This is a genomic window from Actinacidiphila sp. bgisy167 (genome assembly GCF_965342175.1).
GTDB lineage: Bacteria > Actinomycetota > Actinomycetes > Streptomycetales > Streptomycetaceae > Actinacidiphila.
The window spans coordinates 77,137-100,618 of record NZ_CBDRBL010000015.1 but is presented as its reverse complement, the minus strand read 5'-3'; the positions used below and the strand labels follow the sequence as shown (position 1 = coordinate 100,618).

The following is a 23,482-nucleotide window of genomic DNA, read 5'->3' as shown; positions in this document are numbered from 1 at the left end:
GTCCGGCCGGCCTCACCTTGGGGGGACCTGCGCTTGGGACGGCGCAAACCCGCCGCGGTGAGGTGGCGCAGCAGTTCCTTGCTGCCGACCTGGACGGCGCCCGCGGCGACGGCCGAGGCGTAGCGCTCGCTGGGCAGGTCGTAGTGGTCGCCGTCGAAGGCCCGGCGCGGCGCGCCTATGGCGGCGGCGAAGGCGTGGAGCTCCTCATAGGAGGTGTCGCTCACCAGGTGGGACCACATGCGGCCGTGGCCCGGCCACGTCGGCGGGTCGATGTAGACGGTCACCTCAGCGCGGACCGCCGAGGGCGGCGGACAGGGCGCCGACGGGGGCGATGGCCTCGCCGAGCGACTCGCACACCCAGTGCGGGTCGGGGCCGAGTTCGGGCTCCACATCGAGGCCGTGGGGGTCGGCGCAGCGCGGGCAGAGCGGCCAGCGGCCCATGCGTTCCAGCAGGGCGTCCTTGACGTCCTGGGCGACCAGCCCCGCGACGAACGCGGCGCCGTCGGGCCACTGCTCCACCCACCAGCGGCGCTGGGAGACGGCGTCCTCCACGAGCGAGACGACGTCGGCGTCGGCCACGCCCGTCGCGGACAGGTCCGCGAGGACGAGCGCGCGGGCGCCGTGCAGGGCCGCCTCCAGGCCGGCGGAGGAACCGGGTGCGTCAGGATCCATGGCCCCATTGTGGACCACCCCGCCGGGCGGGCGTTCTTGACGCCGTCAGCAGCCGAAAAATAGCTTTCGTCCGTGGCCGAGACACTGAAGGAAACCTTCGACGCCGGGGGGCTGGCCGCCAGAGTCAGGACCCTGGCCCCCTCCATGCCCCGGTCGATGCGGTCCGTCGCGCAGGCCGTGGCCGAGGACCCGGCGGGCTGCTCCCGGCTGACCGTGACGGCGCTCGCGGCCCGCGCGGGGACGAGCGAGGCCACCGTGGTGCGCACCGCGCGGCTGCTGGGCTACCCCGGCTACCGGGACCTGCGGCTCGCACTGGCCGCGCTGGCCGCCCGGGAGGAGGCCGGCGCCCCTCCCGCCGTCACCCCGGAATCGCGGTGGACGACCCGCCGGCCGACGTGGTCGCCAAGCTCGCGCTGGACGAGCAGCGGTGCCTGGCCGACACCGCGGCCCAACTGGACGTGGCCCAACTGGAGGCGGCGGTGGGCGCGCTGGCCGCCGCCCGCCGCATCGACGTCTACGGAATAGGGGCGTCGAGTCTGGTCGCCCAGGACCTGGTGCAGAAGCTGCTGCGCATCGGCCTGGTCGCGCACGCCCTGGGCGACCCCCACCTCACCCTCACCAACGCCGTCCAACTGCGTCAGGGCGACGTGGCCGTGGCCGTCACGCACTCCGGGCACACCCACGACGTCGTCGAACCGCTGCGCGCCGCGTTCGATCGGGGCGCCACCACCATCGCCGTGACCGGCCGGGCGGACGGCACCGTCACCCGCTACGCCGACCATGTGCTGCTCACCTCCAGCGGCCGGGAGAGCGCACTGCGCCCCGCCGCCATGGCCAGCCGCACCAGTCAGCTGCTGGTGGTGGACTGCCTGTTCGTCGGCGTCGCCCAGCGCACCTACGACACCGCCGCCCCGGCGCTGTCCGCCTCGTACGAGGCCCTCGCCCAACGCCACAGCCCGCGAAGAAGCCACCAGCGATGACGCACGCCGAGCTCCGCCGCGAGCTGGACCGCCTCGCCACCGAGGGCTTCCGCGCCGAGCTCGCCGAGGTCGACCGGCTCCCGATGCTGGACATCGCCACGCTGATGAACGCCGAGGACGCCACCGTCCCGGCCGCCGTCGCGGCGGAACTGCCCGCAGTCGCCACCGCAATCGACGCCATCGTCGCGCGCACGGCCCGCGGCGGCCGCCTCGTCCACGCGGGCGCGGGCACCGCGGGACGGCTCGGGGTGCCCGACGCCGGCGAGTGCCCGCCGACCTTCAACACCGCTCCGGGCCGGGTCAGCGGGCTCGTCGCCGGCGGACCTGCGGTGGATCAGGGCAGCCGAAGGGCCTCCGGCAGGGGCGCCGCGTGGAGGACGGCGAGGCCCGAGACCGCACGGGTGAGCGCGACGTACAGGCGGCGCAGGCCGGTGCGCTCGTCGGGCTCGCCGTCGACGACCGCGACGGGCTCGTCCAGGACCACGTAGTCGTACTCCAGACCCTTGGCCAGCGAGGCGGGGACGAGGGTGAGCCGTACCTCCGGCGTGGTCTCCTGGCCGGGAGACAGATACGGCAGCCCGGCCGCCGCCAGCGCCTCCGCCAGCACGGGCAGGCGCGCGTCGGCCGCGATCAGGCCGATCGACCCCTCCCGGTCCAGCGCCTGGCGGCAGGCGTCCAGCACGGCCTCGGTCAGCCCGTCCGCCGGGACCTCGGTCACCGAGAAGGCGCCGGGGTTCTCCCGGACCGAGGTCGCCTCCTTCAGCCCGGGGGCGATCTGCGGCAGCAGCCGGGACGCGTAGGCGATGACCTCCAGCGGAACGCGGAAACCCTGGGTCAGCTCCTCGATCCGGGCATCGGGCTTCCCGAGGTGCGTGAGCGCCTCGTCCCAGGTCCCGGTCGCCCACGGGGTCGTGCCCTGGGCGAGGTCGCCCAGCACGGTCGCGGAGCCGGTGGAGCAGCGGCGGCCCACCGCCCGGTACTGCATGGGGGAGAGGTCCTGCGCCTCGTCCAGCACGACGTGGCCGAGCGAGGCCGTGCGGTGCACCAGATCGTGGGCCTCGTCGACCAGCACGGCGTCGGCTGCCGACCACTTCGCGGAGGCCACCGAGCGGGCGGGCTTCTCCCACAGGATCTGCTTCTGCTCCTCCTCGGTCAGCACGCCCTCGGCGCAGGCGGCCAGGAACTCCGGGTCGGACAGCAGTCGCAGCACCGTCTTCGCCGGGTCCGCCGGCGGCCACAGCTCCTTGACGGCCGCCTTGACCGCCGCGTTGCGTGCGACCGCGTCCTGCACCCGGTCGTCGGGGGCCTCCCCGGCCGCCTCCATCCGGACCAGCACGGCGTGCGCGATCCGCTGCGGCAGCGCCTCTCGGGCGGCGCCGTAGCGGATGTCGCGCGCCATGAGCTCGCGGACCAGCTCCTCCACCTCGTACGCCGGGACGCGCCAGCGGCGCGAGCCGCGCACCACGACCACCGGCTCGGTGGGCATCCGGATGCCGGAGCGGACCGCCCGCCGCAGCACCTCGGCCATGCGCGCGTCGCCCTTGACGCCGGCGGCGGCCGCCGAGTCGGCGCCCTTGACCGGGACGTGGGCGACCAGGTCGTCGACCGTGGCCTGCTGGACGCTCAGCTCGCCCAGCGCGGGCAGCACCTGCTCGATGTAGTGCAGGAAGGACGCGTTGGGACCGACGACGAGGGTGCCCGAACGGGCGAGCCGCTCGCGGTGCGCGTAGAGGAGGTACGCCACCCGGTGCAGGCCGACGGCGGTCTTCCCGGTGCCGGGCGCGCCCTGCACGCAGACCGTCCCGCCGACCTCGGCGCGGACGATCTCGTCCTGCTCGGGCTGGATGGTGGCGACGATGTCCCGCATCGGGCCGACGCGCGGCCGCTCGATCTCGCGCTGGAGCAGCTTGCTGGAGGTCTGCGCCTCGGCCGGGTCGGTGAGGTGCTCGTCCTCGTAGGCGGTGAGCTCCCCGCCGGTGTAGCCGAAGCGGCGGCGCAGCGCGACGTCCTGCGGGTCGGTGCGGGAGGCCCGGTAGAAGGGCTGCGAGACCGGCGCGCGCCAGTCGATGACCATGGGGTCGCCGTCCGCGTCGTGGACGTGGCGGCGGCCGATGTAGAAGCGGTGGCCCACCTCCTCCCCGCCGAAGGCCTCGCCCTTCTCGTAGTCCAGGCGGCCGAAGAAGAGCGGGGTGTGCGCAAGATCGGCGAGCGCTTTGATGCGGGCGTCGATCTCGGACTGCAGCACTTCCGCGTTCACCCAGTTGGCGGTCACATCCCTGATGTCGAGGGCTTCGACGTCGGCGCGCATCGCGCGGAGGGCGGAGCGGGACGCGGCGAGGTGGGCGCGTTCGCGGTCGAGCGGATTGTCGGCGGTGAGGGATCGTTCCCCTGGCACGGGTTGCCTCCGGCGGCACGTAGGGCATGGCTCAGCCGGCCCCCGACCGGCGCGCGCGGGGGCACGGGGCGGGGCGCTGTCCTGATACGGATTCGACACGGGCCGACCGGTTTCCGTCCGGCCGGCGGCGCCGCCCCTGCGGGGGGCGGGCGGCAAGACGCAGGATCTTACGCCTGCGCGACGCGTGGCGCTAACCGGTTTTCCCGGCGCCGGCCGCCCAAACCTCTGCCCAAAGCATCACATATGCGTACATTGGGGGCATGGCACGCCCCATGGTCTCCGCTGTCCACGGCAGCAGCGCCCTCGCCGAGGACGCCACGCACCGGCATCCGGTCCACCCTGTGGGGGACGCGCTGCGCGCGGTCCGGGTGTTCGTCGCCACGGCCTTCCGGGTCGTGGTGCTGGGCCAGGACGGCACCGCCGCGCGCGACTGACGCGGCGGGCCGGCCGGACGGGCGCGGCGCCCAGAGCGAGAGTCAGGGCCGCGACGCCATGCCTCGGGCGAAGCCGTCCAAAGGCTCCCGAGGTGCCGGTTCGCGACCACCGGAAGCGGGGCCCGGCGGCGCCGCCTCGAGCAGAAGGCACGACGTCACGACCCCGGAGCTGACGTCACGGCCCCGGAGCTAGAGCAGCTCGTCCGCGTCGACGATGCGGTACGCGTACCCCTGCTCGGCCAGGAACCGCTGCCGGTGTGCGGCGAAGTCCTGGTCGATGGTGTCGCGGGCGACCACGGAGTAGAAGCGGGCCTCGTGGCCGTCCGCCTTGGGGCGCAGCACCCGGCCCAGGCGCTGGGCCTCCTCCTGCCGCGAACCGAACGTGCCCGAGACCTGGATGGCGACCGTCGCCTCCGGCAGGTCGATCGAGAAGTTGGCCACCTTGGAGACCACGAGCACCGAGATCTCGCCCTGCCGGAAGGCGTCGAAGAGCTTCTCGCGCTGTGCGTTCGTCGTCTCGCCCTTGATCACCGGCGCGTCCAGGTGCTCGCCCAGCTCGTCGAGCTGGTCGATGTACTGGCCGATCACCAGCGTCTGCTCCCCGCGGTGCTTGGCCACCAGCGCCTCGGTGACCCTGCGCTTGCTCTCCGTCGTCGCGCAGTACCGGTACTTCTCCTCCGGCTCGGCGGTCGCGTACGCCAGCCGCTCGGAGTCCGTCAGATTGACCCGCACCTCCACGCAGTCGGCGGGCGCGATGTAGCCCTGCGCCTCGATCTCCTTCCACGGCGCGTCGAAGCGCTTGGGGCCGATCAGCGAGAAGACGTCCGACTCGCGGCCGTCCTCGCGCACCAGCGTCGCCGTCAGGCCGAGCCGGCGGCGGGCCTGGAGGTCCGCGGTGAACTTGAAGACCGGCGCCGGCAGCAGGTGCACCTCGTCGTAGACGATCAGACCCCAGTCGCGGGAGTCGAAGAGCTCCAGGTGCGAGTAGACGCCCTTCCGCTTGGTCGTCAGCACCTGGTAGGTGGCGATGGTGACCGGGCGGATCTCCTTGCGGGTGCCGCTGTACTCGCCGATCTCGTCCTCGGTCAGCGAGGTCCGCTTCACCAGCTCGTGCTTCCACTGCCGGGCGGAGACCGTGTTCGTCACCAGGATCAGGGTCGTCGCCTTCGCCTGCGCCATCGCACCCGCGCCCACCAGCGTCTTGCCGGCGCCGCAGGGCAGCACCACCACGCCGGAGCCGCCGTGCCAGAAGCCTTCCACCGCCTGCTCCTGGTAGGGGCGGAGCTTCCAGCCGTTCTGGTCCAGCTCGATCGGGTGCGCCTCGCCGTCCACGTAGCCGGCCAGGTCCTCGGCCGGCCAGCCCAGCTTCAGCAGCACCTGCTTGATCTGGCCGCGCTCGGAGGGGTGGACGACCACCGTGTCCGGGTCGAGCCGGGCGCCCACCAGCGGCGCGATCTTCTTCGAGCGGAGCACCTCCTCCAGCACGGGGCGGTCCGTGCTGGTCAGCACAAGGCCGTGCGCCGGGTGCTTGCTCAGCGTCAGCCGCCCGTAGCGGGCCATCGTCTCGGCGACGTCCACCAGCAGTGCGTGCGGCACCGGGTAGCGGGAGTACTGCACGAGCGCGTCCACGACCTGCTCCGCGTCGTGCCCGGCGGCGCGGGCGTTCCACAGCCCCAGCGGCGTGATCCGGTAGGTGTGGATGTGCTCGGGCGCGCGCTCGAGTTCCGCGAAGGGGGCGATGGCACGCCGGCACGCTTCGGCGAGCTCGTGATCGACCTCCAGGAGCAGGGTCTTGTCGCTCTGGACGATCAGGCAGGACACACAAACCTCCGCGAAGGGGCGGGCCGGGACCGGGGCAGGGGCCGGGGTTGAACTATCCATGGTCCCCCATCCCCGGAGGCAAACGCCCCGGTCCCCCGGATCGATCCCGCGGCCGGGCTCGGTCGGTCGGTCTACGGGGGTCAGGCCGGGTCGTCGGCCAGCTCGGCGACACCGGTTATCCGGTGCAGCGCGAAGGTGCGCACCTCGTCGGCGGTGTGGTCGTACGCGGTGACGAAGCCGCCCTCCACCCGCATCGGGCCGATCACGCGCTGGCTCGCCGCGCCCTCCGCGTTGACGTAGCCGATCCACACCGACTCGCCGGTCAGCACCGCCGCCTGCATCGTCGCCAGCGTCTCGGCCGCGGCCGTACGGGGCAGCCGCCCGTGGCCGTGGCCGTCGACGGCAGGCCGGCCCGCGTGCTCCCGGCGGACCGCGGTCGAGGCCCGGTCGCCGGCCCGGATCGCCTTCACGGCCGCCCCGAGAAGCGTCGCGTCCGGGGCCGGAGGACCGTCCACCACGGGCACCGGTGCGCTGCGCGGCGGGGTGCGCCGGGCATCCGCCCGGGTGATCAGCACATCGCCCTCGGCGGACTCCGCGGCCGGCGCGTGGCCCAGCGCGCGCAGCCGCTCCAGCAGCGTCGCCGGATCGCTCTGGGCGGCCAGCACCGTCGGCGCCAGCCGGCGCAGCCCCAGGCCGGCCGCCCGGCGGTCGGCCAGCAGCTCGCTCAGCAGGGCGTCGTCGTCGCAGCGCACATACGCCGAGGCAGCACCGACGCGCAGCCGGCCGTGCCGGCGGGCGACGTCGTCCACGAGATAGCTCAGCGGCTGCGGCACGGGCGTTCGGGAATGCGCCGCGAGGAAGGCGTGCAGGTCGGCGGCGGTACGTCCGGCGTCCAGCGCCCGGCGCACCGACTCCGGGGTGAAGCGGAAGACCGTCGCGCCGCCCTTGGACTCCACGTCCGCCAGCACGTGCAGGGTCTCGGCCAGATGCGGCTGCAGGGGGCCCGGCGCGACCGCCGTCAGATCCGCCTGGAGCAGCACATGATCCAGCGGCTCCGGCAGCAGCGGCCCGAGCAGCGCCGCCGCCGCGTCCCCGGAGCGGTGCAGCAGCGCACGACCGTGCGCCGACAACGCGCCGCGGCCGGTGATGCCCAGCAGCTCGGCCTCCGACACCGTCCAGCGCACCAGGTCGGCCCGGAACGGGTCCAGCGCGGCGCCGCCCCGCAGCGGGCGCTCCCAGCGCAGCCGGGCCAGCAGCGCGTCCCCGTCCGCCGAGGCGCCATCGGGGAGCGCGGCCAGCAGCTCCAGCGTCCGCCGGCGCACCTCGGGCGCGAGCGATCGGTCCAGGTCCGGGCCGAGGGCGGCCAGCGCGCGGCCCTTCGCGTCCCGCGTGCCGACGACGCCGGGCACCCGGGTGGCGGCCAGCCACGCCGTCGCGAGCTCCGCCCACCGGTCCTCGGCGGGCAGCGCCAGCCACGCGTCGGCGGCAGGGGTGGGCGCGTACGCCTCGTCCACCTCTCCGTCCGCTGCGACCAGGCCCGCGGCGTACGCCAGCTCCAGCCAGAACGCGGCCAGCGGCTCCGGCACGTCCAGCGCCGTGGCCACCCGCTTCAGATCCCGCACGCTCAGCCCGCCGGCGCGCAGTACCTGCGGGCCGCCGGTCTCCCATTGCTTCAGCAGCTCCTCGACCGTGCGGACGGCCGTGAAGGCCTGGCCCGCGGCGGTCCTGTCCACAGCCTGTGGATCGTGTTCCTTCGCCTCCACCGCGGGCGCCGCCGGCTCGACGGACCGGTGCGCCCTGCCCTCGCGCAGATGCAGGGCCACCTCGCGGGGGAGGACGACGTTGCGCGCCCCGGCCGGCAGCAGCAGCCCCCGCTCCAGCAGCCAGGTCACCGGGGGCGGCGGCGACGACACGTCCGCCACCTCCCCGTACGGCGGACCCCACATCAGTTTGCGCAGCACCGCCCCCGCCTCCGGGGGCGCCCCGTCGAGCAGCGCCGCCATACGCGCCCGGTCGACGAAGAGCGAGGTCAACGCCTCCACCGCGCTCACCGGGTCATGCGTCGGCGGCAGCCCGGCCCCCGCGAGGACCTGCTGCAACCGCGTCGGCGACATGCCGGACGTCGCCTCCGCCACCGTCGGCCCCAGGCCGGTCGGCGAGGGGCTTCCCGCGGTCGGGGCCAGAAGGTCCCGCGCGGTGCGCACCAGGCGCAGCCGCTCCTCGCAGCCCCACAGCAGCGCCTGGGTCCGCAGCGTCGCCACGGCGCCGGGCAGCGCCTCCGCCGCCTCCGGGCCCATCAGAGCGGCGAGCGCCTCGTAGGGCGCGCCGTCCGGCGCCACGGCGAGCGCCTCGGCGGTCTGATGGGTGAACCGGTCCAGGCGTTCGAGGGCGCGGACGACGGAAGCCCGGGTGCCGGCCCGGGTCGCCAGCTGCGAGAGGTCGTTGGGGACCGGGTTCAGCAGGTCCGGGCGCGCCCGGAGCAGTGCGGTCAACGCTTCGTCGCCGCGGGCGCGCAGGTCCTCCGCGAGCGTGCGCGGCGCCGCCGCGGGGCCGTCAGTGCTCATCTCCCCCACATTAGCCCGGCCCGCCCCCGCCCACGGCGGGCCCGGGCCCCGGTTCTCCCCCGGCGTGTGCGCCGCGAGCCCGCAGGGTGAGCTGCGGACGGTGCGCAGGCGCGGCGCCTGTCCCATGGGCGGACCCCACCCAGCGCGGCCTCCCCGCCCGCTCCGTGCGCCCTTCCCGCGCCCCTGCGGCGTCGTGTGCGCCGGGGGCGCCGGGCCGGGGGTGACGTGCACCCGACCCCACCCCACGGCCGGCCCGGAGGGCGATAGCGTCGGCGCATGGGTGCGGAGGAGAGCGACCGGCTGGTACTGGACTACCTCAGCAAGGTGGGGGACCTGGCGCAGACGTCCCTGCCGGCGGACCGCCGGCGGGACCTCGTGGCACAGCTGCGCGAGGACATAGACCGGCAGCGGCGCGGCAGTGACAACCCGGCCGTGGTGCGGCGGATCCTGGGACGGATGGGCGCGCCCGACACGGTGGTGCAGGATGCCGCCGCCGTCCCCGCGCCCCGCGCCGCCCAGGCGCCGCCCCCGCAGGCGCCGCAGGCACCCGTGCCCCCGGAGCCGCAGTGGTGGCGGCTGCCCGAGCAGCGCACGCCGCCCCCGTCCGCCGCCCCGCCGCGCAGGCCCGTCCCCGGCGACGAACTCGACGGGCTCCCCGGCATGACCGGCGGCCTGCTCATCCCGCAGGTTCCCGAGGAGGAGGCGGCGGCCGCCGCCCGCTTCGCCGGGCAGAAGGAACCGGAGCCCGGCTCCGATCCCGACTCCGCGCCGGACGCCGAGCAGGACACCGCCCCCGCCGAGCGCCGCGCGAGGCGGCGGCGGTGGCGAGCCGGTTTCCTGGAGACCGCCGCCGCGCTCCTGCTGCTCGCCGGCGCCGCCCTCGGCTCCTGGATCGCCCTCCTCGCCGGCTGGGCCGTGGCGTACGGCTCACGCCGCCTGTCCCGCCGCGCGTCCCGGTTCGCCGCGCTCGGCCTGCCGGGGCTGACGGCGGGGGGCGCGCTGGTCTGGGTCTGGGGCCGCTTCGCCGGGCGGTGGGGCGAGCCGATCCCCGAGGGGGGCGTGGCCACCGCGCTCGCGGACGCGCTGCCCGTCGTCGTGCGGATCGCGGCGGTCGCCTCCGCCGCCTTCCTGCTCTGGTGGGGCGGCAGGGCCGGCCGGTCCCCTCGTTAGGGTGGCTGCCATGCCCGTTTCCCCGCAGACGTCCCCGATCACGGTCGGGTTCGACCTCGACATGACCCTGATCGACTCACGGCCCGGCATCAGGGCCGTGTACGAGCGCCTCGCGGCGGAGACCGGCGTCTTCATCGACGCCGCGCTCGCCGTGACCCGCCTCGGGCCGCCGCTCGACTGGGAGCTGGCGCACTGGTTCCCGGCGGAGGACGTCCCCGCGGTCGCCGACCGCTACCGCGAGCTCTACCCCGAGTTCGCCGTCGCCCCCACCCCGGCCATGCCCGGCGCGCGCGAGGCCGTCGCCGCCGTGCATGCCGCGGGCGGCCGGGTCGTCGTCGTCACCGCGAAGCACGAGCCGAACGCCAAGCTGCACCTCACGCACCTGGGCATCGAGGCCGACGAGGTGCGCGGCTGGCTGTGGGCCGAGGCGAAGGCGGAGGCGCTGACCGAGTACGGGGCGGCGGTCTACGTCGGGGACCACGTGGGGGACGTCGTCGGAGCCCGGACTGCCGGGGCGCTGTCCGTGGCGGTGGCCACGGGACCGGTCGCGGCGGACGAGCTGCGCGCCGCCGGCGCGGACGTCGTGCTCACCGACCTGACGGAGTTCCCCGCCTGGTTCGCCGCCTACCTCCCGGGACCGGACGCCGTCGCCTGACGGCTCTGTGCCCGCGCGGAGCGCAGCAGCCCGGCCAGGCCCAGCGCGAAGCCGACGCCCATGAGCATCGACACCAGGTAGGCGGCGGTCGGCAGCGGGTCGGACCCCAGGAAGAGCGGGGCCACGGTGGCCAGGGTGCCGAGGGCGCCGACGACGAAGACGGCGGCGCCGACGCGTACGAGGAGATCGCCGGGTTTCCGGGTTTCGTTGGTCACCCGACCAGGGTAGATCGCCGGGGAAGTCGCAGCGCACCGGCCGGATGACGGCCGGGAGCGGCAGCTCCGCAAAGTCTTGTCACACGCCCCTGGGCCATTAGCCTTATGGACGGCGGGTCTGCCAGAGGACCCGCTGTCTTGCTATCCAAGAGCTTTTTCGTGTCTACAGCGAGGACGAGGTCGGACGGTGCCTACCGGCAAGGTCAAGTGGTTCAACAGCGAGAAGGGCTTCGGCTTCCTCTCCCGCGACGACGGCGGCGACGTCTTCGTCCACTCCTCCGTCCTGCCGGACGGCGTGGCCACACTGAAGCCCGGGCAGCGCGTCGAGTTCGGGGTGGTCGCCGGGCAACGCGGCGACCAGGCCCTCTCGGTGACCCTGCTGGAGCCGGCGCCCTCCGTGGCGGCCGCGCAGCGGCGCAAGCCCGACGAGCTGCTGCCCATCGTGCAGGACCTCACCACGCTGCTGGAGGACGTCGCCCGCTCGCTGCAGCGCGGTCGTTACCCGGACAAGGCCCACGGCCACAAGATCGCCTCCGTCCTGCGCGTCGTCGCCGACCAGCTGGACGTCTGAGCCCTGCCCGGGTGCGGGCTCACACCTCGAGCGCGTGCGGACCGAGGGGCGGTACCAGCCCCTCGGCCGCGGCCCGGGTGAGCAGGCCGCGGACCGCCGCGTAGCCCTCCTCGCCGAGCGCCGCGGTGAACTCGTTGACGTACAGCCCGATGTGCTGGTCCGCCACCTTCGGGTCCATCTCCTGCGCGTGCTCCATGACGTAGCCGCGTGAGGCCTCCGGCTCGTCCCAGGCCATCCGGACGGATGCGCGGGCGGCGTCCGCCAGTTCGCGCAGCCGCTCCTCGCCGAGGGAGCGCTTGGCGATGATCGCGCCGAGCGGGATGGGCAGGCCGGTCGTCCGCTCCCAGTGCTCGCCCATGTCGGCGAGCTTGTGCAGGCCGTAGTCCTGGTAGGTGAAGCGCGCCTCGTGGATGACGAGTCCCGCGTCGACCCGGCCGTCCCGCACCGCAGGCATGATCTCGTGGAACGGCAGGACGACGATCTGCCCGACACCGCCCGGCACTTCGGCGGCCGCCCACAGCCTGAAGAGCAGATACGCCGTCGAGCGCTCGCTCGGCACCGCCACCGTGCGCCCGCTCAGGTCGGCGCCCCTGCCCGTGCCCTCGTCCCTGGTCAGCACGAGCGGACCGCAGCCACGGCCCAGCGCGCCGCCGCAGGGCAGCAGCGCGTACTCGTCGAGCACATAGGGCAGCACCGCGTACGAGACCTTCAGGATCTCGAACTCGCCGCGCTCGGCCATGCCGTTGGTGATGTCGATGTCGGCGAACGTCACGTCGATCGGTGGCGCGCCCGGGACCAGGCCGTGCGCCCAGGCGTGGAAGACGAAGGTGTCGTTGGGACACGGGGAGTAGGCGATCCGCAGCGCGCGCTCTTGGCTCATGTCCGTTCCCCAACGCCGAGTACGGCCGGTTCCTTCCCCAGCCGGGCGAAGGCGTCGGCGAGCGCCTCGAGCGCCTCGCCGATCCTCCAGGCCGCCCGGTCGCGCGGGCCCACGGGGTTGGACACCGTGCGGAGCTCCAGAACGGGCAGCTTGTGTGCCGCGGCGGCCTCCGCGACGCCGAAGCCCTCCATGGCCTCGGCCACCGCGCCTGGGTGACGGCGCGTCAGTTCTGCCGCCCGGGCCGCCGTACCGGTCGCCGTCGACACCGTCAGGACCGGCCCGTACGCCGCGCCGAGCACCTCGGCGACCCGGCGCGACAGCGCTTCGGGCGGACGGTGCTCGGAGGTGCCGAAGCCCAGTGCGGCGACCGGGAGGAAGCCCTCCGGGCCCTCGGCGCCCAGATCGGCGGCGACGAGGGCGTCGGCGACGACGGTCGCGCCGACCGGCGCGCCGGGCGGGAAGCCGCCGGCGATCCCGGCCGAGACGACGAGGGCGTACTCGGCCGCGGCGAGCGCCGCCGCCGTGCCGGCGGCGGCTGCCGCGGGCCCGACCCCGGCGGCCAGCACGTCCGCGAGCGCGGTGCGCAGCAGGACGCGGCCACCGGGCACGGGCCGCTCGGTGGCCGTGCCGCCGAGACCGCGGACGACCGCGTCGCGTTCCGCCGCGACGGCGGTGACGACGAGCAGGCGGGGCGTCATGTCCGGGGCCGGCGGGGGGTCAGCTCGCCGTCTCCAGCTTGAACTGCCAGACACCGAGGTAGTCCTGGCCGCCGCCGGTCTCGATGACGTTGAGCGTGACCTCGCCGGCCGGGGCGCCGGTCTGCGGGTCGGCGAGCAGGGTGTCGGCGTCGAGGGAGCGGTAGGTGGTGTCCTTCAGCAGCCCCGACTTGCCGGCGGTGCCTGTGGCCACGACCCAGCCCTTCTCGGCGATCGCGGGGTCGACGCCGATCCGCACCTTGTCGCCGGGCCGGACCGTGATGGTCTTCTCGGGCTTGCCCTGCAGGCAGTCGATGAAGTCCTTCTCCGACAGCTTCTTCCCGTCGAGGTAGCACTTGGCGGTGGCCTCGGTGGTCACGGTCCTGTCGCCGACGGTGACGGTCGCCAGGGGGGTCGGCTTCTCGCAGGCGGAGAGGGCGATCAGCCCGAGGGACACAGCACCGAGGGCGGCGGCACGGCGGCGATTGCTCATGAGGGTGAGGCTACCGGGCGGTCGTGCTCCCGCTACGCCGGGGGGCCCGCTCGTGTCCCCCGGCTGCCGCCTTCCGCGCGATGCCGAGGTCGGGCCGGGGCCGGGGCCGGGCTCACACCGTGCGCGGACGTGCCGCCGTCCCCCGGGAGCCGCGCAGCAGCCCGCGGACCGAGAAGACGACGCCGAGCGCCACCAGGGCCGCGCCCACCGCCATCCCGAGCGTGCCGTGGAGGGGCAGGAGGATGCCGATGGCGCCGCCCGACACCCACGCCAGCTGGAGGGCGGTCTCCGAGCGGGCGAACGCCGAGGTGCGCACCTCCTCCGGGACGTCGCGCTGGATCAGGGCGTCCAGCGAGAGCTTGCCCAGTGCCTGCGCGATGCCCGCCGCGGCCGCGACGAGGGCGATGGTCAGCACCCCGTACCAGGACGCCGCCACGCAGGTCGCCGCCAGGGCGGCGGCCAGCGCGACGATGATGATCCGCTCCGGTCCGCGGGCGCGCAGCCAGGAGCCCAGCGCGGTGCCGAAGGCGTTGCCGCCGCCGGCCGCCACGGCGACCGCGCCCAGCGCGACGGGCCCCGAGAGGCCGCCCACCGGATGCTCGCGCAGCAGGAACGCGAGGAAGAGCGTCAGGAACCCGGACAGCGCCCGCAGCGAGGCGTTGGCCTGCAGGGCGTGCAGCACCGGGCCTCCGACGCTCCGCAGTCCCGGCCGCTTCTCCTGCCACCGGCGGTCCGGGCGGTCGGGCCCGGCGTCCTCGCCCGCGCTCAGCTCCGCGCGTGCTTCGCCCTTGGCGGAGTCCACCCTGTGCGGGAGGGAGAAGGAGAGCAGTGTCCCGCAGACGAAGACGGCGAACGCCCCGTACAACGGCACGCCCGGCCCGATCAGATGCAGCAGTGCGCCGACCGGCGCGGCCACGGCCGTGGCCAGCAGACCCGTCAGGCTCACCCGCGAGTTCGCCTTCACCAGGGTGGTGCGCTCCGGCAGCAGCCGCGGCACCACGGCGCTGCGCACCACGCCGTACGCCTTCGAGGCCACGAGCACGCCCAGGGCGGCCGGGTACAGCTCCAGTCCGGCGGTCGCCACCACTCCTGCCATCGTCCAGGCCAGGATCGCGCGGGCCAGCATCGACATCGCCATCGCGGCGCGCCGCCCGTGCGGGATCCGGTCCAGCAGCGGCCCGACCACCGGGGCCAGCAGCGCGAACGGGGCCATCGTGACGAGCAGGTAGAGCGCCACCCGGCCGCGCGCCTCACCGGTCGGCACGGAGAAGAAGATCGTGCTGGCGAGCGCGACGGTGATCAGCATGTCGCCGGCCGAGTTCACCGCGTGCAGCTCGATCAGCTTCGCGAGCCCCGACTCGCCCGCCCCGTCCGCGTGCGTGTGGCGCCGGACGCGGCGCACCACGGCGGACGACGAACGCCGCGTGGCACGCGCGACGGCGCTCCCCGCCCTGCGAACCGGTCCTGGGCCGGACGTCACTGTGCGTGCCACGCACGCCAGTCTGCCCTACCGGGCGGCTTTCCGAACGGGGCGCGCACCGATAGCGTGCGATCGCGCAGAATGGAGTCATCAGGTGCGCCCGTGGACGTACGGGCAGGCAGCGTTTGAAGCGGTCCCCCGGTCCGCTCCGCCACCGCCCGCCCGACCCTCGGCGGCGCACGCATAAGACGGCGTAGGAGAGAATCGATTCTTGTGAGTGCTGCGATGCGAAGCCGTACCCCTGACCGCCTGTGCGCCGAGGCGGTCGACCTCGCCCTCGAAGCCGCCGTCGAGGCCTTCGGCGAGAAAGCGGTCGGCGAGCACCTCGGCACGGTCGCCGAGGGTGACAGGGTGGTGACGCATCTGTTCGCCTGCCGCGAGGCCGCCTACCGCGGCTGGCGCTGGGCGGTCACGCTCACCCGCGCCTCCCGTGCCAAGGCGGTCACCCTGGACGAGACGGTCCTGGTGCCCGGGCCGGACGCCGTCCTCGCGCCCGAATGGGTGCCGTGGAGCGAGCGTCTGCGCCCCGGTGACCTCGGCCCCGGCGATCTGCTGCCCACCGAGGCGGAGGACCTGCGCCTGGAGCCCGGCTTCTCCGGGGAGGACGCGCCGCCGCCGAACTCGCCGGTCTCGCACGAGATGGCCGACCTCGTCGAGGCCGAGGACGCCGACGTCTCCGGAGGTCCGCCCGCGGCCCTGCCGATGGCGCCGGCGGTCGGCTCGATCGCGGCCGTCGCGGAGGAGATCGGCATGGCCCGGCCGCGCGTGCTGTCCCGTTACGGGCTGCACGTCGCCGCGGACCGATGGGAGGACGAGTACGGCGCGAAGGCCCCCATGGCCCAGGCCGCCCCCGCCCAGTGCGTCTCCTGCGGCTTCCTCGTCCCTATCGCGGGCTCGCTGCGGCAGGCCTTCGGCATCTGCGCGAACGAGTTCTCCCCGGCGGACGGGCGCGTCGTCTCCCTCGCGTACGGGTGCGGCGCCCACTCCGAGGCCGCCGTGATGCCCAAGCCTCCCCGCCCGGCGCCGCCGGTCCTCGACGAGACCGCGGTGGAGCCGCTGCGCCTGCACCCGGACCGGCAGGGCTCCGTCGAGGACACGACCCCCGCCGAGGAACTCGGCCACAGCTGACGGCTCCGCCGGCGGGCGGCTCCGGCGGGTGCCGGGTGGCGCCGCCGGGCCGCGGGCCGGTGCGCGTGCGGGCTGATGCCCGCGGGTGTTGTGTCCGAGCGGGGGGCGCTGGGCACTGGTGGTGCGGGCTGATGCCCGGGGGTGCTGTGTCCGAGCGGGGGGCGCTGGGCACTGGTGGTGCGGGCTGATGCCCGGGGGTGCTGTGTCCGAGCGGGGGGTGCTGAGCACTGGTGGTGCGGGCTGATGCCCTGGGGGTGCGGGCTGATGCCCGGGGGTGCTGTGTCCGAGCGGGGCGCGCTGGGCACTGATGGTGCGGGCTGAGGCCCGGGGGGCGCTGGGCACTGGACCGCTCACGGCTCCGCCGGGCCGGGTCGGCGCTGCGGGCGCCCAGGATGTGTGCCCGAGCCGGTGCCCGCTGGGCGGCACTTCTATGAGCCGGCCGTGGCCGGCACCGCCGAAGGCGACCGCCCACCGGGGTTCGTGCCGTCCAGCCCTGCCCTTCCACGCCCGCCGTGACGTGCGCGCGGGGGCGCACCTGCGGCAGCGGCCGGTCGCCCGCGGCGCGTCCGGCGAGCCCGCCTGCCGCTCGGCGGCGACTTCGGGGCCCGGGACCGCGCCGCTGTCGGCGGTCTTGCCGGGCGGAGTGGCGGGGCTTGCGGGAGGGGTGGGGCCGCCCAGGAGCGCGGGCCCTGCGGATCTCCAAGGCGTCGTCGAGGCCGGGCCGTCCGGGTTGGGCACCGTTGACGCTTGGGCGGGTGGGGGGCGGCGAGGCTGCGGGCTGGTGAGCGCGGGTGCCCTCATGCGGCTGGTCTGTGCCGCCGGGTGGGGCGGCCAGGTCGGCGCGCCGCCCGGCCGTCTGTGAGGGCATCGCCTTGTGACGGGGGCTGTCGCCTACACCGGCCCGGGCCGGTACAGCGGTGGCGGTGCGGGTTGGTGCCGCGGGGCCTCCGGCCTGCTCGCGGCTTCGCCGGGCCGGTGGCGGCGCTGCGGGTGGCCCCGGGGTCGCGGCCGGACGGCACCGCGGGCCCGGGCCGCTGTGCGCTCGGTGCTGCTGCGTGCGGGCACCACACCCGCATGGGCCGCCCGGCCCCCGCGGGCACGCCGGGCGGCCGTGGCCGCGCACGCTGTAGCGTCGACCCGCACAGGGCATGCGAGTACGCGTGAGGAGAAGACGACGTGAGCGGGACCGCGATGGACCGGGGCGCAGATCCGTTCGGGACCGCACGGCTGCGGCGGGCCGTGCTGGACGCGTGGGCCGCGTCGCCCGCCCGGTTCCGGGAGGACGCCAACGCGGAGGAGGACCTCGCGCTCGGCGGCTACCGCGACCGACTCGTCGTCGAACTGGCCCAGAACGCCGCCGACGCGGCGGCCCGTGCCGGGGTGGCAGGCCGGCTGCGGCTGACCCTGCGCGAGGGGGTGCTCGCCGCCGCGAACACCGGGGCCCACCTGGACGCCGTGGGCGTGGAGTCGTTGTCGACGCTGCGGGCCAGCGCCAAGCGCGAGGACGGCGACCTGTCCGTCGGCCGCTTCGGCGTCGGCTTCTCCGCCGTGCTCGCGGTCAGCGACGAGCCCGCGATCCTCAGCCGCAGCGGCGGCGTGCGCTGGTCGCTGGCGGAGGCCCGGGACCTGGCGCGGGAGACCGGGGCGGGGTCTGCCGGGCTCGCCGACGAACTGCGCCGAAGGGACGGCCACGTACCGCTGCTGCGGCTGCCGCTGCCCGCCGAGGGAACCGCTCCGGAGGGCTACGACACGTGCGTCGTGCTGCCGCTGCGCGACGGCGCCGCCGCGGACCTCGCGGCGCGCCTGCTCGCCGGGATCGACGACGCGCTGCTGCTGTCCCTTCCGGGCCTCGCCGAGGTGGTCGTGGAGACGCCGGAGGGCGTGCGGACCTTGACCCGGGGTCAGGAGGACGGGCTGACCGTCGTCGTGGACAGCGCCGGCGGGACGACCCGCTGGCGCACCGTGAGCGAGGCCGGCGCGCTGGAGGCGGCGCTGCTGGCCGACCGCCCGGTCGAGGAGCGGCTGCGTCCGGTGTGGTCGGTGACCTGGGCCGTGCCGGTGGGCCGGGACGGCGCGCCCGAGCGGCCGCGGACCGCGCCCTTCGTGCACGCCCCGACGCCTACCGACGAACCGCTGGGGCTGCCCGCCCTGCTCATCGCCTCGCTGCCGCTGGACCCGAGCCGGCGCCACGCCGCGCCCGGCGCCCTCACCGGCTTCCTGGTCGCGCGGGCCGCCGAGTTGTACGTACGGCTGCTGGCGGACTGGCGGCCGGTCGCCGCGGGCATCGTGGACCTGGTGCCCGGCCCGCTGGGCAAGGGCGAACTCGACGCCGAACTGCGCCGCCACGTGCTGGAGCAACTGCCGCGCACCGCCTTCCTGCCGCGCGCCGCCGACGTGTCCGGAACCGACGAGGGGGACGACCTCCCGCCCGCGCTGCGCCCGGTGGAGGCCGAGGTCGTGGAGGGCGCCGGCGCGGAGACCGTCCGGGTGCTGGCGGAGGTCTTCCCGACGCTGCTGCCGCCAGGGCTGGAGCGCCGTCCCGAGCTGCGGGCCCTCGGGGTCGCCCGGTTGCCGCTGGGCGACGCGATCGACCGGCTGGCCGGGGTGGAGCGGCCCGCGGCCTGGTGGCGCCGACTCTACGACTCTCTGGCCGGCACCGACCCGGACCGGCTGAGCGGGCTCCCCGTGCCGCTCGCGGACGGCCGTACGGTCGTCGGACCGCGCCAGGTGCTGCTGCCGCTGCCCGAGATGGACAGCGTCTACGCCGACGAGGCCGTCCCGGCCGGCACCGCACTGCCCACCGCGTCGGAGCTGGGCCGGCTGGGCCTGAAAGTGGCCGATCCGCGGGCCGCGCACCCGCTGCTGGAGAAGCTCGGAGCCACCCCCGCGACGCCGCGCGCCGTCCTGACCACCCCGCAGGTGCGGGCCGCCGTGGCCGCGTCCCTGGACGCCGACGAGGCGTGGTACGACGGCGTCGGGGCGGATGCCGCCCCCGCGCTGGACGCGGAGGAGCTGGCCGAGGTCGTCCTGGGCCTGGTCCGGGCCGCGAACCTCGCCCCGGGCGACGAGCCGTGGCTGGCCGCGCTGGCCCTGACCGACGACGAGGGCGAGCTCGCCCCCGCCGGTGAACTGGTGCTGCCGGGCAGCGCCTTCGAGCGGGTCGTCCGGGAAGGGGAGCTGGGCCTGGTCGACGCGGACCTGGCGGCCCGCTGGGGCGAGCAGCCGCTGACCGCGGTCGGCGTGCTCGCCACCTTCGCGCTGGTGCGGGCCACCGACGTGGTGCTCGACCCGGACGAGCTGGAGCCCCGGGACGGCGACTGGGCCGAGCCGGACGACGCCGGGCTGCTTGACGCGGTCGACGTCTGGTGCGAGGACGTCCTGGACCAGCTGCCGGACACCGACGTGCCGCCGGTCGCCACCGAGATCGTCGCCGTGCGGGACCTCGACCTCGTCGACGACGACGCCTGGCCGCAGGCTCTGGCGATGCTCTCCGTGCCGCCGCTGCGCGACGCGGTCACCCAGCCGGTGCGGGTCCTGCTGCCGGACGGCACCACGCGCACCGTGCGGCCCTACACCGCGTGGTGGCTGCGCGACCACCCGGTCCTCGACGGCCGCCGCCCGGTCGGCCTGCGCGCCGCCGGCGGCGACCCGCTGCTCGCCGGGCTGTACGAGGACGCCGAGGCCGGGGCCGTCGACGACGAGGTGCTGCGCGCGCTCGGCGTGCGCACGTCCGTCCCGGCTCTGCTGGTCGAGCCGGGCGGCGCCGCCGAACTGCTCGCCCGCCTCGCCGACCCGGACTCCGCCGTCACCCCGGCCCAGCTGCACCGGCTCTACTCCGAGCTGGCCACCGTCGACCCCGAGCAGGTGACCCTCCCCGACGAGCTGCGAGCCGTCGTCGACGGCCGTGAGCCGCGCGTGGTCGACGCCGGGGAGGCCCTCGTCGCGGACGCGCCGGACCTGCTGCCGCTCGCCGCGGACCTGCCCCTGCTCCCGGTGCCGCCGGTCCGTGCCGCGGCGCTGGCCGAGTTGTTCCAGGTGCGTCGGCTCAGTGAGGCGTTCGACGCCCCGGTCGTCTCGCAGGGGGAACCGCACGACGTCGCGGACACGGTCCGCGAGCTGCTGCCGGGCGTCCCCCTGTCGTATGTCGAGCACGAGGAGTTGCTGGTCGCGGCCCCCGACGGCGGCACCGTCGAGCTCGACTGGCGGTGGGTCGACGGCACCCTGCACGCCGCCACGCTGGAAGGCGTCGCCGCGGGCCTGGCTTGGGCGGCCGGCGCCTGGCAGCGCCGCTTCGAGGTGGCGGCGCTGCTGGAGGACCCGACCCGTACGGAGGAGCTGGCCCGCGACCGCTGGTTCGACTGAGCCCCCTCAGCGGGGACCTGGCGCGCCCTCCCGCTCCGGCGCGGCGGTGTCGTCGTCCACGCGGCCGACGCGGCGCCAGACCAGCTCCAGCAGGAAGGCGGCGGCCGCCGCCACGGCGACGGCCGTCCAGGGGCCCCGCGTGCCGACCAGGCGGAGGGCGAAGAACTCCTGCAGCCAGGGGGTGACCAGCACGACGAGGAAACCGGCGCCCATGGCGAGGACCAGGCCGATCCGCCACCAGGTGTAGGGGCGTGCCACCAGCGCCAGCACCCAGGTCGCTATGAGGAAGAGGGTCAGCGTCGCGGCACTGGTCTCGGCCTCCAGCGCGCCGTCGCCGCGGTAATGGTGCCGGGCGAGCATGTACGTCACAAAGGTGGCGACGCCCGCGATCACCCCGGCGGGCAGCGAGTAGCGCATGACCCGGCGCACGAAGTGCGGCCTGGCCCGCTCGGTGTTGGGGGCCAGGGCGAGGAAGAAGGCGGGGACGCCGATGGTCAGCGTGGACAGCAGCGTCAGGTGCCGGGGGAGGAACGGGTAGGGCGCGTGCCAGATGATCACCAGCAGGGCGAGCAGGACCGAGTAGACGGTCTTGGTGAGGAAGAGGGTCGCGACGCGCGTGATGTTGCCGATGACGCGGCGGCCCTCGGCCACGACCGACGGGAGGGTCGAGAAGCTGTTGTCGAGCAGCACGATCTGGGCGACCGCCCGCGTCGCCTCCGAGCCGGACCCCATGGCAACGCCGATGTCCGCGTCCTTGAGGGCGAGGACGTCGTTGACGCCGTCCCCGGTCATCGCCACGGTGTGGCCGCCGGACTGCAGCGCGCCCACCATCTCCCGCTTCTGCCGCGGGGTGACCCGGCCGAAGACCGCGCCCCGGCCGATCTCGGCCGCCATGGGGCCGCGTTCGGCGGGCAGCTCGCGGGCGTCGACCGTCCGCTCGGCGCCGGGCAGCCCCAGCTTCCGGGCGACCGCGCCGACGGAGACCGCGTTGTCGCCGGAGATGACCTTGGCCTGGACGTCCTGCTCGGCGAAGTAGCGCAGGGTGGCGGCGGCGTCGGGGCGCAGCCGCTGCTCCAGGACGACCAGTGCGGCCGGGACGGCCGAGGCGTCCGCCGCCGGGTCGTCGAGGTCCGCGCCGGTCCGGGCGAGCAGCAGCACCCGCAGGCCGTGGGCGTTGAGGTCGTCGACCTCGCCCAGCGCAGGGTCGCCGGGGGCGAGCAGCACATCGGGGGCGCCGAGCAGCCAGGCGCTGCGTTCCCCGCCCGGTTCGGTGAACGCCGCGCCGCTGTATTTGCGGGCGGAGGAGAAGGGCAGCGCCTTTGTGACGTGCCAGCCGTCGCCGGGGGCGGGGAAGGCCGCGGCGACGGCGGTCAGCGTGGGGTTGGGGCGGGGATCGGCGGAGCTGACCGCGCCGAGCACCTGCCGCACGTAGGGCTCGGCCGGGCCGTCCAGCATCCGTAGTTCGGCGACGTCCATCGTGCCCTCGGTGAGGGTGCCGGTCTTGTCCAGGCACACCACGTCCACCCGGGCCAGGCCCTCGATCGCGGGCAGCTCCTGGACGAGGCACTGCCTGCGGCCCAGCCGGATGACGCCGATCGCGAAGGCCACCGAGGTCAGCAGGACCAGCCCCTCGGGCACCATCGGCACGATGCCGCCGACCATGCGGCGGACCGCCTCGCGCCAGTCGTTGCCCTCCAGGACGAGCTGGCTGACGATCAGGCCGATCGCGGTGGGGACCATCATCCACGTGACGTACTTGAGGATCCGGCTGATTCCGTTGCGCAGTTCGGAGCTGACGAGCGTGAAGCGGGTCGCCTCCTCGGCGAGTCGCGCGGCGTAGGCCTCCCGGCCGACCTTGGTCGCGGTGAAGGCCCCGCCGCCGGCGACGACGAAGCTGCCGGACATCACCAGGTCGCCGGGGTGCTTGACGACGGGGTCGGCCTCCCCGGTGAGCAGCGACTCGTCCACCTCCAGGCTGTCGGCCTCGGCCACCTCGCCGTCGACCACCACCTTGTCCCCCGGCCCGAGTTCGACGAGGTCGCCCAGGACGATGTCGGAGACGGAGACCTCATGGGCGACCCCGTCGCGGCGGACGGTGGGTTTCGCCTCGCCGATGACGGCGAGTCCGTCCAGGGTCTTCTTGGCGCGCCACTCCTGGAAGATGCCGATGCCGGTGTTGGCGATGATGACGAAGCCGAACAGGCCGTCCTGGATCGGCCCCACGACCAGGATGATCAGGAAGAGCACCCCGATGATCGCGTTGAAGCGGGTGAGGACGTTCGCGCGGACGATCTCCGCCAGCGAGCGGGACGAGCGCACGGGCACGTCGTTGACCTCGCCCCGCGCGACCCGCTCCGCCACCTCGGCGGCGGTCAGCCCGCCGAGCGTCGCCGGTCGTGTCGGTCCGGCCGCCTCCTGCCGCGTGCGTTCCGTCATGGCTTCGACGGTACGTGCCGGGCGCCGCGCGCGGCACGAGGAGCGGCGGGGGCGGGGAGCGGGGCGGTGTACGGCGGGGTGGTGGCGGCCCGTTCCGGGGCGGTCGCCGGGCGTGCCGGCGGCCCGGCGCGGGCGGGACGGACGCGGGCGGTAGGGGCGCGGGCGGTGGGGGCGCGGCTCAGCCCTGTCCGGCCTCCTGCGCGGCACGGGCCCGCTCGATCGCGTCCCGGCGGGCGCGGACGTACCACAGGCCGACGAGCCCGAGGCAGCCGCCGGCCAGGCAGGTCCAGATCCACCAGGCGTGGCCGTGGTCGGAGTACCAGCCGTAGAAGGGGAGCTGGACGAGGAAGAGCGCGAACCAGACGACCGTTCCGACGGTGACGGTCGCGACGTCGTTCGCCTCCAGGGGCGCCGGCGCCTCGCGCAGGCCGGTTGTCCCCTTGCTGTGGCTGCTGCTGCTCATGCGCACAGCGTACCGAGTGTCCCCGAGGGGTCTACGCGCGAAGATAGCCTTTGAAGCACTCGTATGTT

At 75.3% G+C, this 23,482-nt stretch carries 18 protein-coding genes and 2 pseudogenes; 8 read left to right on the top strand and 12 right to left on the bottom strand.

Annotated features, from left to right (window positions below):
* Positions 1-284, bottom strand: a 284-nt coding sequence (locus tag ACRWND_RS08845) for a DUF4031 domain-containing protein (RefSeq protein ID WP_431947739.1), incomplete at its 3' end; no start/stop codon positions are given.
* 1 nt (position 285) lies between these two features.
* The gene (locus ACRWND_RS08840; protein ID WP_431947737.1) at positions 286-672 is read right to left on the bottom strand and encodes a hypothetical protein; all 387 of its coding nucleotides are present in this window, start codon (positions 670-672) and stop codon (positions 286-288) included.
* A gap of 144 nt (positions 673-816) precedes the next feature.
* On the opposite strand from ACRWND_RS08840, the pseudogene ACRWND_RS08835 reads away from it, so the two are divergent.
* Positions 817-1,652, top strand: a pseudogene (locus ACRWND_RS08835) (MurR/RpiR family transcriptional regulator).
* A pseudogene (locus tag ACRWND_RS08830) lies at positions 1,649-1,978 on the top strand (N-acetylmuramic acid 6-phosphate etherase); the annotation flags it as partial. The pseudogenes ACRWND_RS08835 and ACRWND_RS08830, both read left to right, overlap by 4 nt.
* An 8-nt stretch (positions 1,979-1,986) precedes the next feature.
* Here the strand turns inward: ACRWND_RS08830 and ACRWND_RS08825 are convergent.
* On the bottom strand, positions 1,987-4,047 hold the full coding sequence (locus ACRWND_RS08825) for a HelD family protein (RefSeq protein ID WP_431947735.1): 2,061 nt from the start codon (positions 4,045-4,047) through the stop codon (positions 1,987-1,989).
* Between the two features lie 260 nt (positions 4,048-4,307).
* Here ACRWND_RS08825 and ACRWND_RS08820 point away from each other — a divergent pair, with 260 nt between their 5' ends.
* The gene (locus tag ACRWND_RS08820; RefSeq protein ID WP_431947733.1) at positions 4,308-4,481 is read left to right on the top strand and encodes a hypothetical protein; all 174 of its coding nucleotides are present in this window, start codon (positions 4,308-4,310) and stop codon (positions 4,479-4,481) included.
* Positions 4,482-4,670: 189 nt separating this feature from the next.
* Here ACRWND_RS08820 and ACRWND_RS08815 read toward each other — a convergent pair whose 3' ends face one another.
* Both ACRWND_RS08815 and ACRWND_RS08810 read right to left on the bottom strand, forming a co-directional pair.
* Positions 4,671-6,302 (bottom strand): DNA repair helicase XPB, encoded by a 1,632-nt coding sequence (locus ACRWND_RS08815; RefSeq protein ID WP_431947731.1) that lies wholly within the window; start codon positions 6,300-6,302, stop codon positions 4,671-4,673.
* Between the two features lie 140 nt (positions 6,303-6,442).
* Positions 6,443-8,866 (bottom strand): helicase C-terminal domain-containing protein, encoded by a 2,424-nt coding sequence (locus ACRWND_RS08810; RefSeq protein ID WP_431947729.1) that lies wholly within the window; start codon positions 8,864-8,866, stop codon positions 6,443-6,445.
* A gap of 276 nt (positions 8,867-9,142) precedes the next feature.
* On the opposite strand from ACRWND_RS08810, the gene ACRWND_RS08805 reads away from it, so the two are divergent.
* The gene (locus ACRWND_RS08805; RefSeq protein ID WP_431947727.1) at positions 9,143-10,036 is read left to right on the top strand and encodes an HAAS signaling domain-containing protein; all 894 of its coding nucleotides are present in this window, start codon (positions 9,143-9,145) and stop codon (positions 10,034-10,036) included.
* A gap of 10 nt (positions 10,037-10,046) precedes the next feature.
* A complete protein-coding gene (locus ACRWND_RS08800) occupies positions 10,047-10,691 on the top strand; it encodes an HAD family hydrolase (protein ID WP_431947725.1) in 645 nt (214 codons plus the stop codon).
* On the opposite strand, the gene ACRWND_RS08795 is transcribed toward ACRWND_RS08800, so the two are convergent.
* Positions 10,661-10,906: a hypothetical protein gene (locus ACRWND_RS08795; RefSeq protein WP_431947723.1), complete on the bottom strand. Its 246-nt coding sequence runs from the start codon at positions 10,904-10,906 to the stop codon at positions 10,661-10,663. The genes ACRWND_RS08800 and ACRWND_RS08795 overlap by 31 nt on opposite strands.
* A gap of 187 nt (positions 10,907-11,093) precedes the next feature.
* On the opposite strand from ACRWND_RS08795, the gene ACRWND_RS08790 reads away from it, so the two are divergent.
* Positions 11,094-11,477 (top strand): cold-shock protein, encoded by a 384-nt coding sequence (locus ACRWND_RS08790; RefSeq protein WP_319161765.1) that lies wholly within the window; start codon positions 11,094-11,096, stop codon positions 11,475-11,477.
* 19 nt (positions 11,478-11,496) lie between these two features.
* On the opposite strand, the gene ACRWND_RS08785 is transcribed toward ACRWND_RS08790, so the two are convergent.
* The 4 genes from ACRWND_RS08785 to ACRWND_RS08770 form a co-directional block, all read right to left on the bottom strand.
* Positions 11,497-12,357: a 1,4-dihydroxy-6-naphthoate synthase gene (locus ACRWND_RS08785; protein ID WP_431947721.1), complete on the bottom strand. Its 861-nt coding sequence runs from the start codon at positions 12,355-12,357 to the stop codon at positions 11,497-11,499.
* A complete protein-coding gene (locus ACRWND_RS08780; RefSeq protein WP_431947719.1) occupies positions 12,354-13,055 on the bottom strand; it encodes a futalosine hydrolase in 702 nt (233 codons plus the stop codon). Before ACRWND_RS08780 ends, ACRWND_RS08785 begins: the two co-directional genes overlap by 4 nt.
* 19 nt (positions 13,056-13,074) lie before the next feature.
* The gene (locus ACRWND_RS08775; protein ID WP_431947717.1) at positions 13,075-13,545 is read right to left on the bottom strand and encodes a hypothetical protein; all 471 of its coding nucleotides are present in this window, start codon (positions 13,543-13,545) and stop codon (positions 13,075-13,077) included.
* A gap of 112 nt (positions 13,546-13,657) precedes the next feature.
* Positions 13,658-15,037, bottom strand: coding sequence for an MFS transporter (locus ACRWND_RS08770; RefSeq protein WP_431947715.1), 1,380 nt, complete (start codon positions 15,035-15,037; stop codon positions 13,658-13,660).
* Between the two features lie 213 nt (positions 15,038-15,250).
* Between ACRWND_RS08770 and ACRWND_RS08765 the strand changes: the two genes are divergently transcribed.
* Together ACRWND_RS08765 and ACRWND_RS08760 are read left to right on the top strand one after the other, a co-directional pair.
* Positions 15,251-16,153, top strand: a complete 903-nt coding sequence (locus ACRWND_RS08765) for a DUF3027 domain-containing protein (protein ID WP_431947713.1) — start codon at positions 15,251-15,253, stop codon at positions 16,151-16,153.
* 1,191 nt (positions 16,154-17,344) lie between these two features.
* The gene (locus tag ACRWND_RS08760; RefSeq protein WP_431947751.1) at positions 17,345-20,515 is read left to right on the top strand and encodes a sacsin N-terminal ATP-binding-like domain-containing protein; all 3,171 of its coding nucleotides are present in this window, start codon (positions 17,345-17,347) and stop codon (positions 20,513-20,515) included.
* A gap of 6 nt (positions 20,516-20,521) precedes the next feature.
* On the opposite strand, the gene ACRWND_RS08755 is transcribed toward ACRWND_RS08760, so the two are convergent.
* Positions 20,522-22,951: an HAD-IC family P-type ATPase gene (locus ACRWND_RS08755; protein WP_431947711.1), complete on the bottom strand. Its 2,430-nt coding sequence runs from the start codon at positions 22,949-22,951 to the stop codon at positions 20,522-20,524.
* 178 nt (positions 22,952-23,129) lie between these two features.
* On the bottom strand, positions 23,130-23,414 hold the full coding sequence (locus ACRWND_RS08750) for a DUF2530 domain-containing protein (RefSeq protein WP_431947709.1): 285 nt from the start codon (positions 23,412-23,414) through the stop codon (positions 23,130-23,132).
* Positions 23,415-23,482: the final 68 nt, after the last annotated feature.

Bases quoted from the DNA above. Each gene is read 5' to 3' on its own strand.
- ACRWND_RS08840 (WP_431947737.1), bottom strand. From the start codon at position 672: ATGGATCCTGACGCACCCGGTTCCTCCGCCGGCCTGGAGGCGGCCCTG.
- ACRWND_RS08820 (WP_431947733.1), top strand. From the start codon at position 4,308: ATGGCACGCCCCATGGTCTCCGCTGTCCACGGCAGCAGCGCCCTCGCC.
- ACRWND_RS08810 (WP_431947729.1), bottom strand. From the start codon at position 8,866: ATGAGCACTGACGGCCCCGCGGCGGCGCCGCGCACGCTCGCGGAGGAC.
- ACRWND_RS08805 (WP_431947727.1), top strand. From the start codon at position 9,143: ATGGGTGCGGAGGAGAGCGACCGGCTGGTACTGGACTACCTCAGCAAG.
- ACRWND_RS08800 (WP_431947725.1), top strand. From the start codon at position 10,047: ATGCCCGTTTCCCCGCAGACGTCCCCGATCACGGTCGGGTTCGACCTC.
- ACRWND_RS08785 (WP_431947721.1), bottom strand. From the start codon at position 12,357: ATGAGCCAAGAGCGCGCGCTGCGGATCGCCTACTCCCCGTGTCCCAAC.
- ACRWND_RS08780 (WP_431947719.1), bottom strand. From the start codon at position 13,055: ATGACGCCCCGCCTGCTCGTCGTCACCGCCGTCGCGGCGGAACGCGAC.
- ACRWND_RS08775 (WP_431947717.1), bottom strand. From the start codon at position 13,545: ATGAGCAATCGCCGCCGTGCCGCCGCCCTCGGTGCTGTGTCCCTCGGG.
- ACRWND_RS08765 (WP_431947713.1), top strand. From the start codon at position 15,251: ATGCGAAGCCGTACCCCTGACCGCCTGTGCGCCGAGGCGGTCGACCTC.
- ACRWND_RS08760 (WP_431947751.1), top strand. From the start codon at position 17,345: ATGGACCGGGGCGCAGATCCGTTCGGGACCGCACGGCTGCGGCGGGCC.
- ACRWND_RS08755 (WP_431947711.1), bottom strand. From the start codon at position 22,951: ATGACGGAACGCACGCGGCAGGAGGCGGCCGGACCGACACGACCGGCG.
- ACRWND_RS08750 (WP_431947709.1), bottom strand. From the start codon at position 23,414: ATGAGCAGCAGCAGCCACAGCAAGGGGACAACCGGCCTGCGCGAGGCG.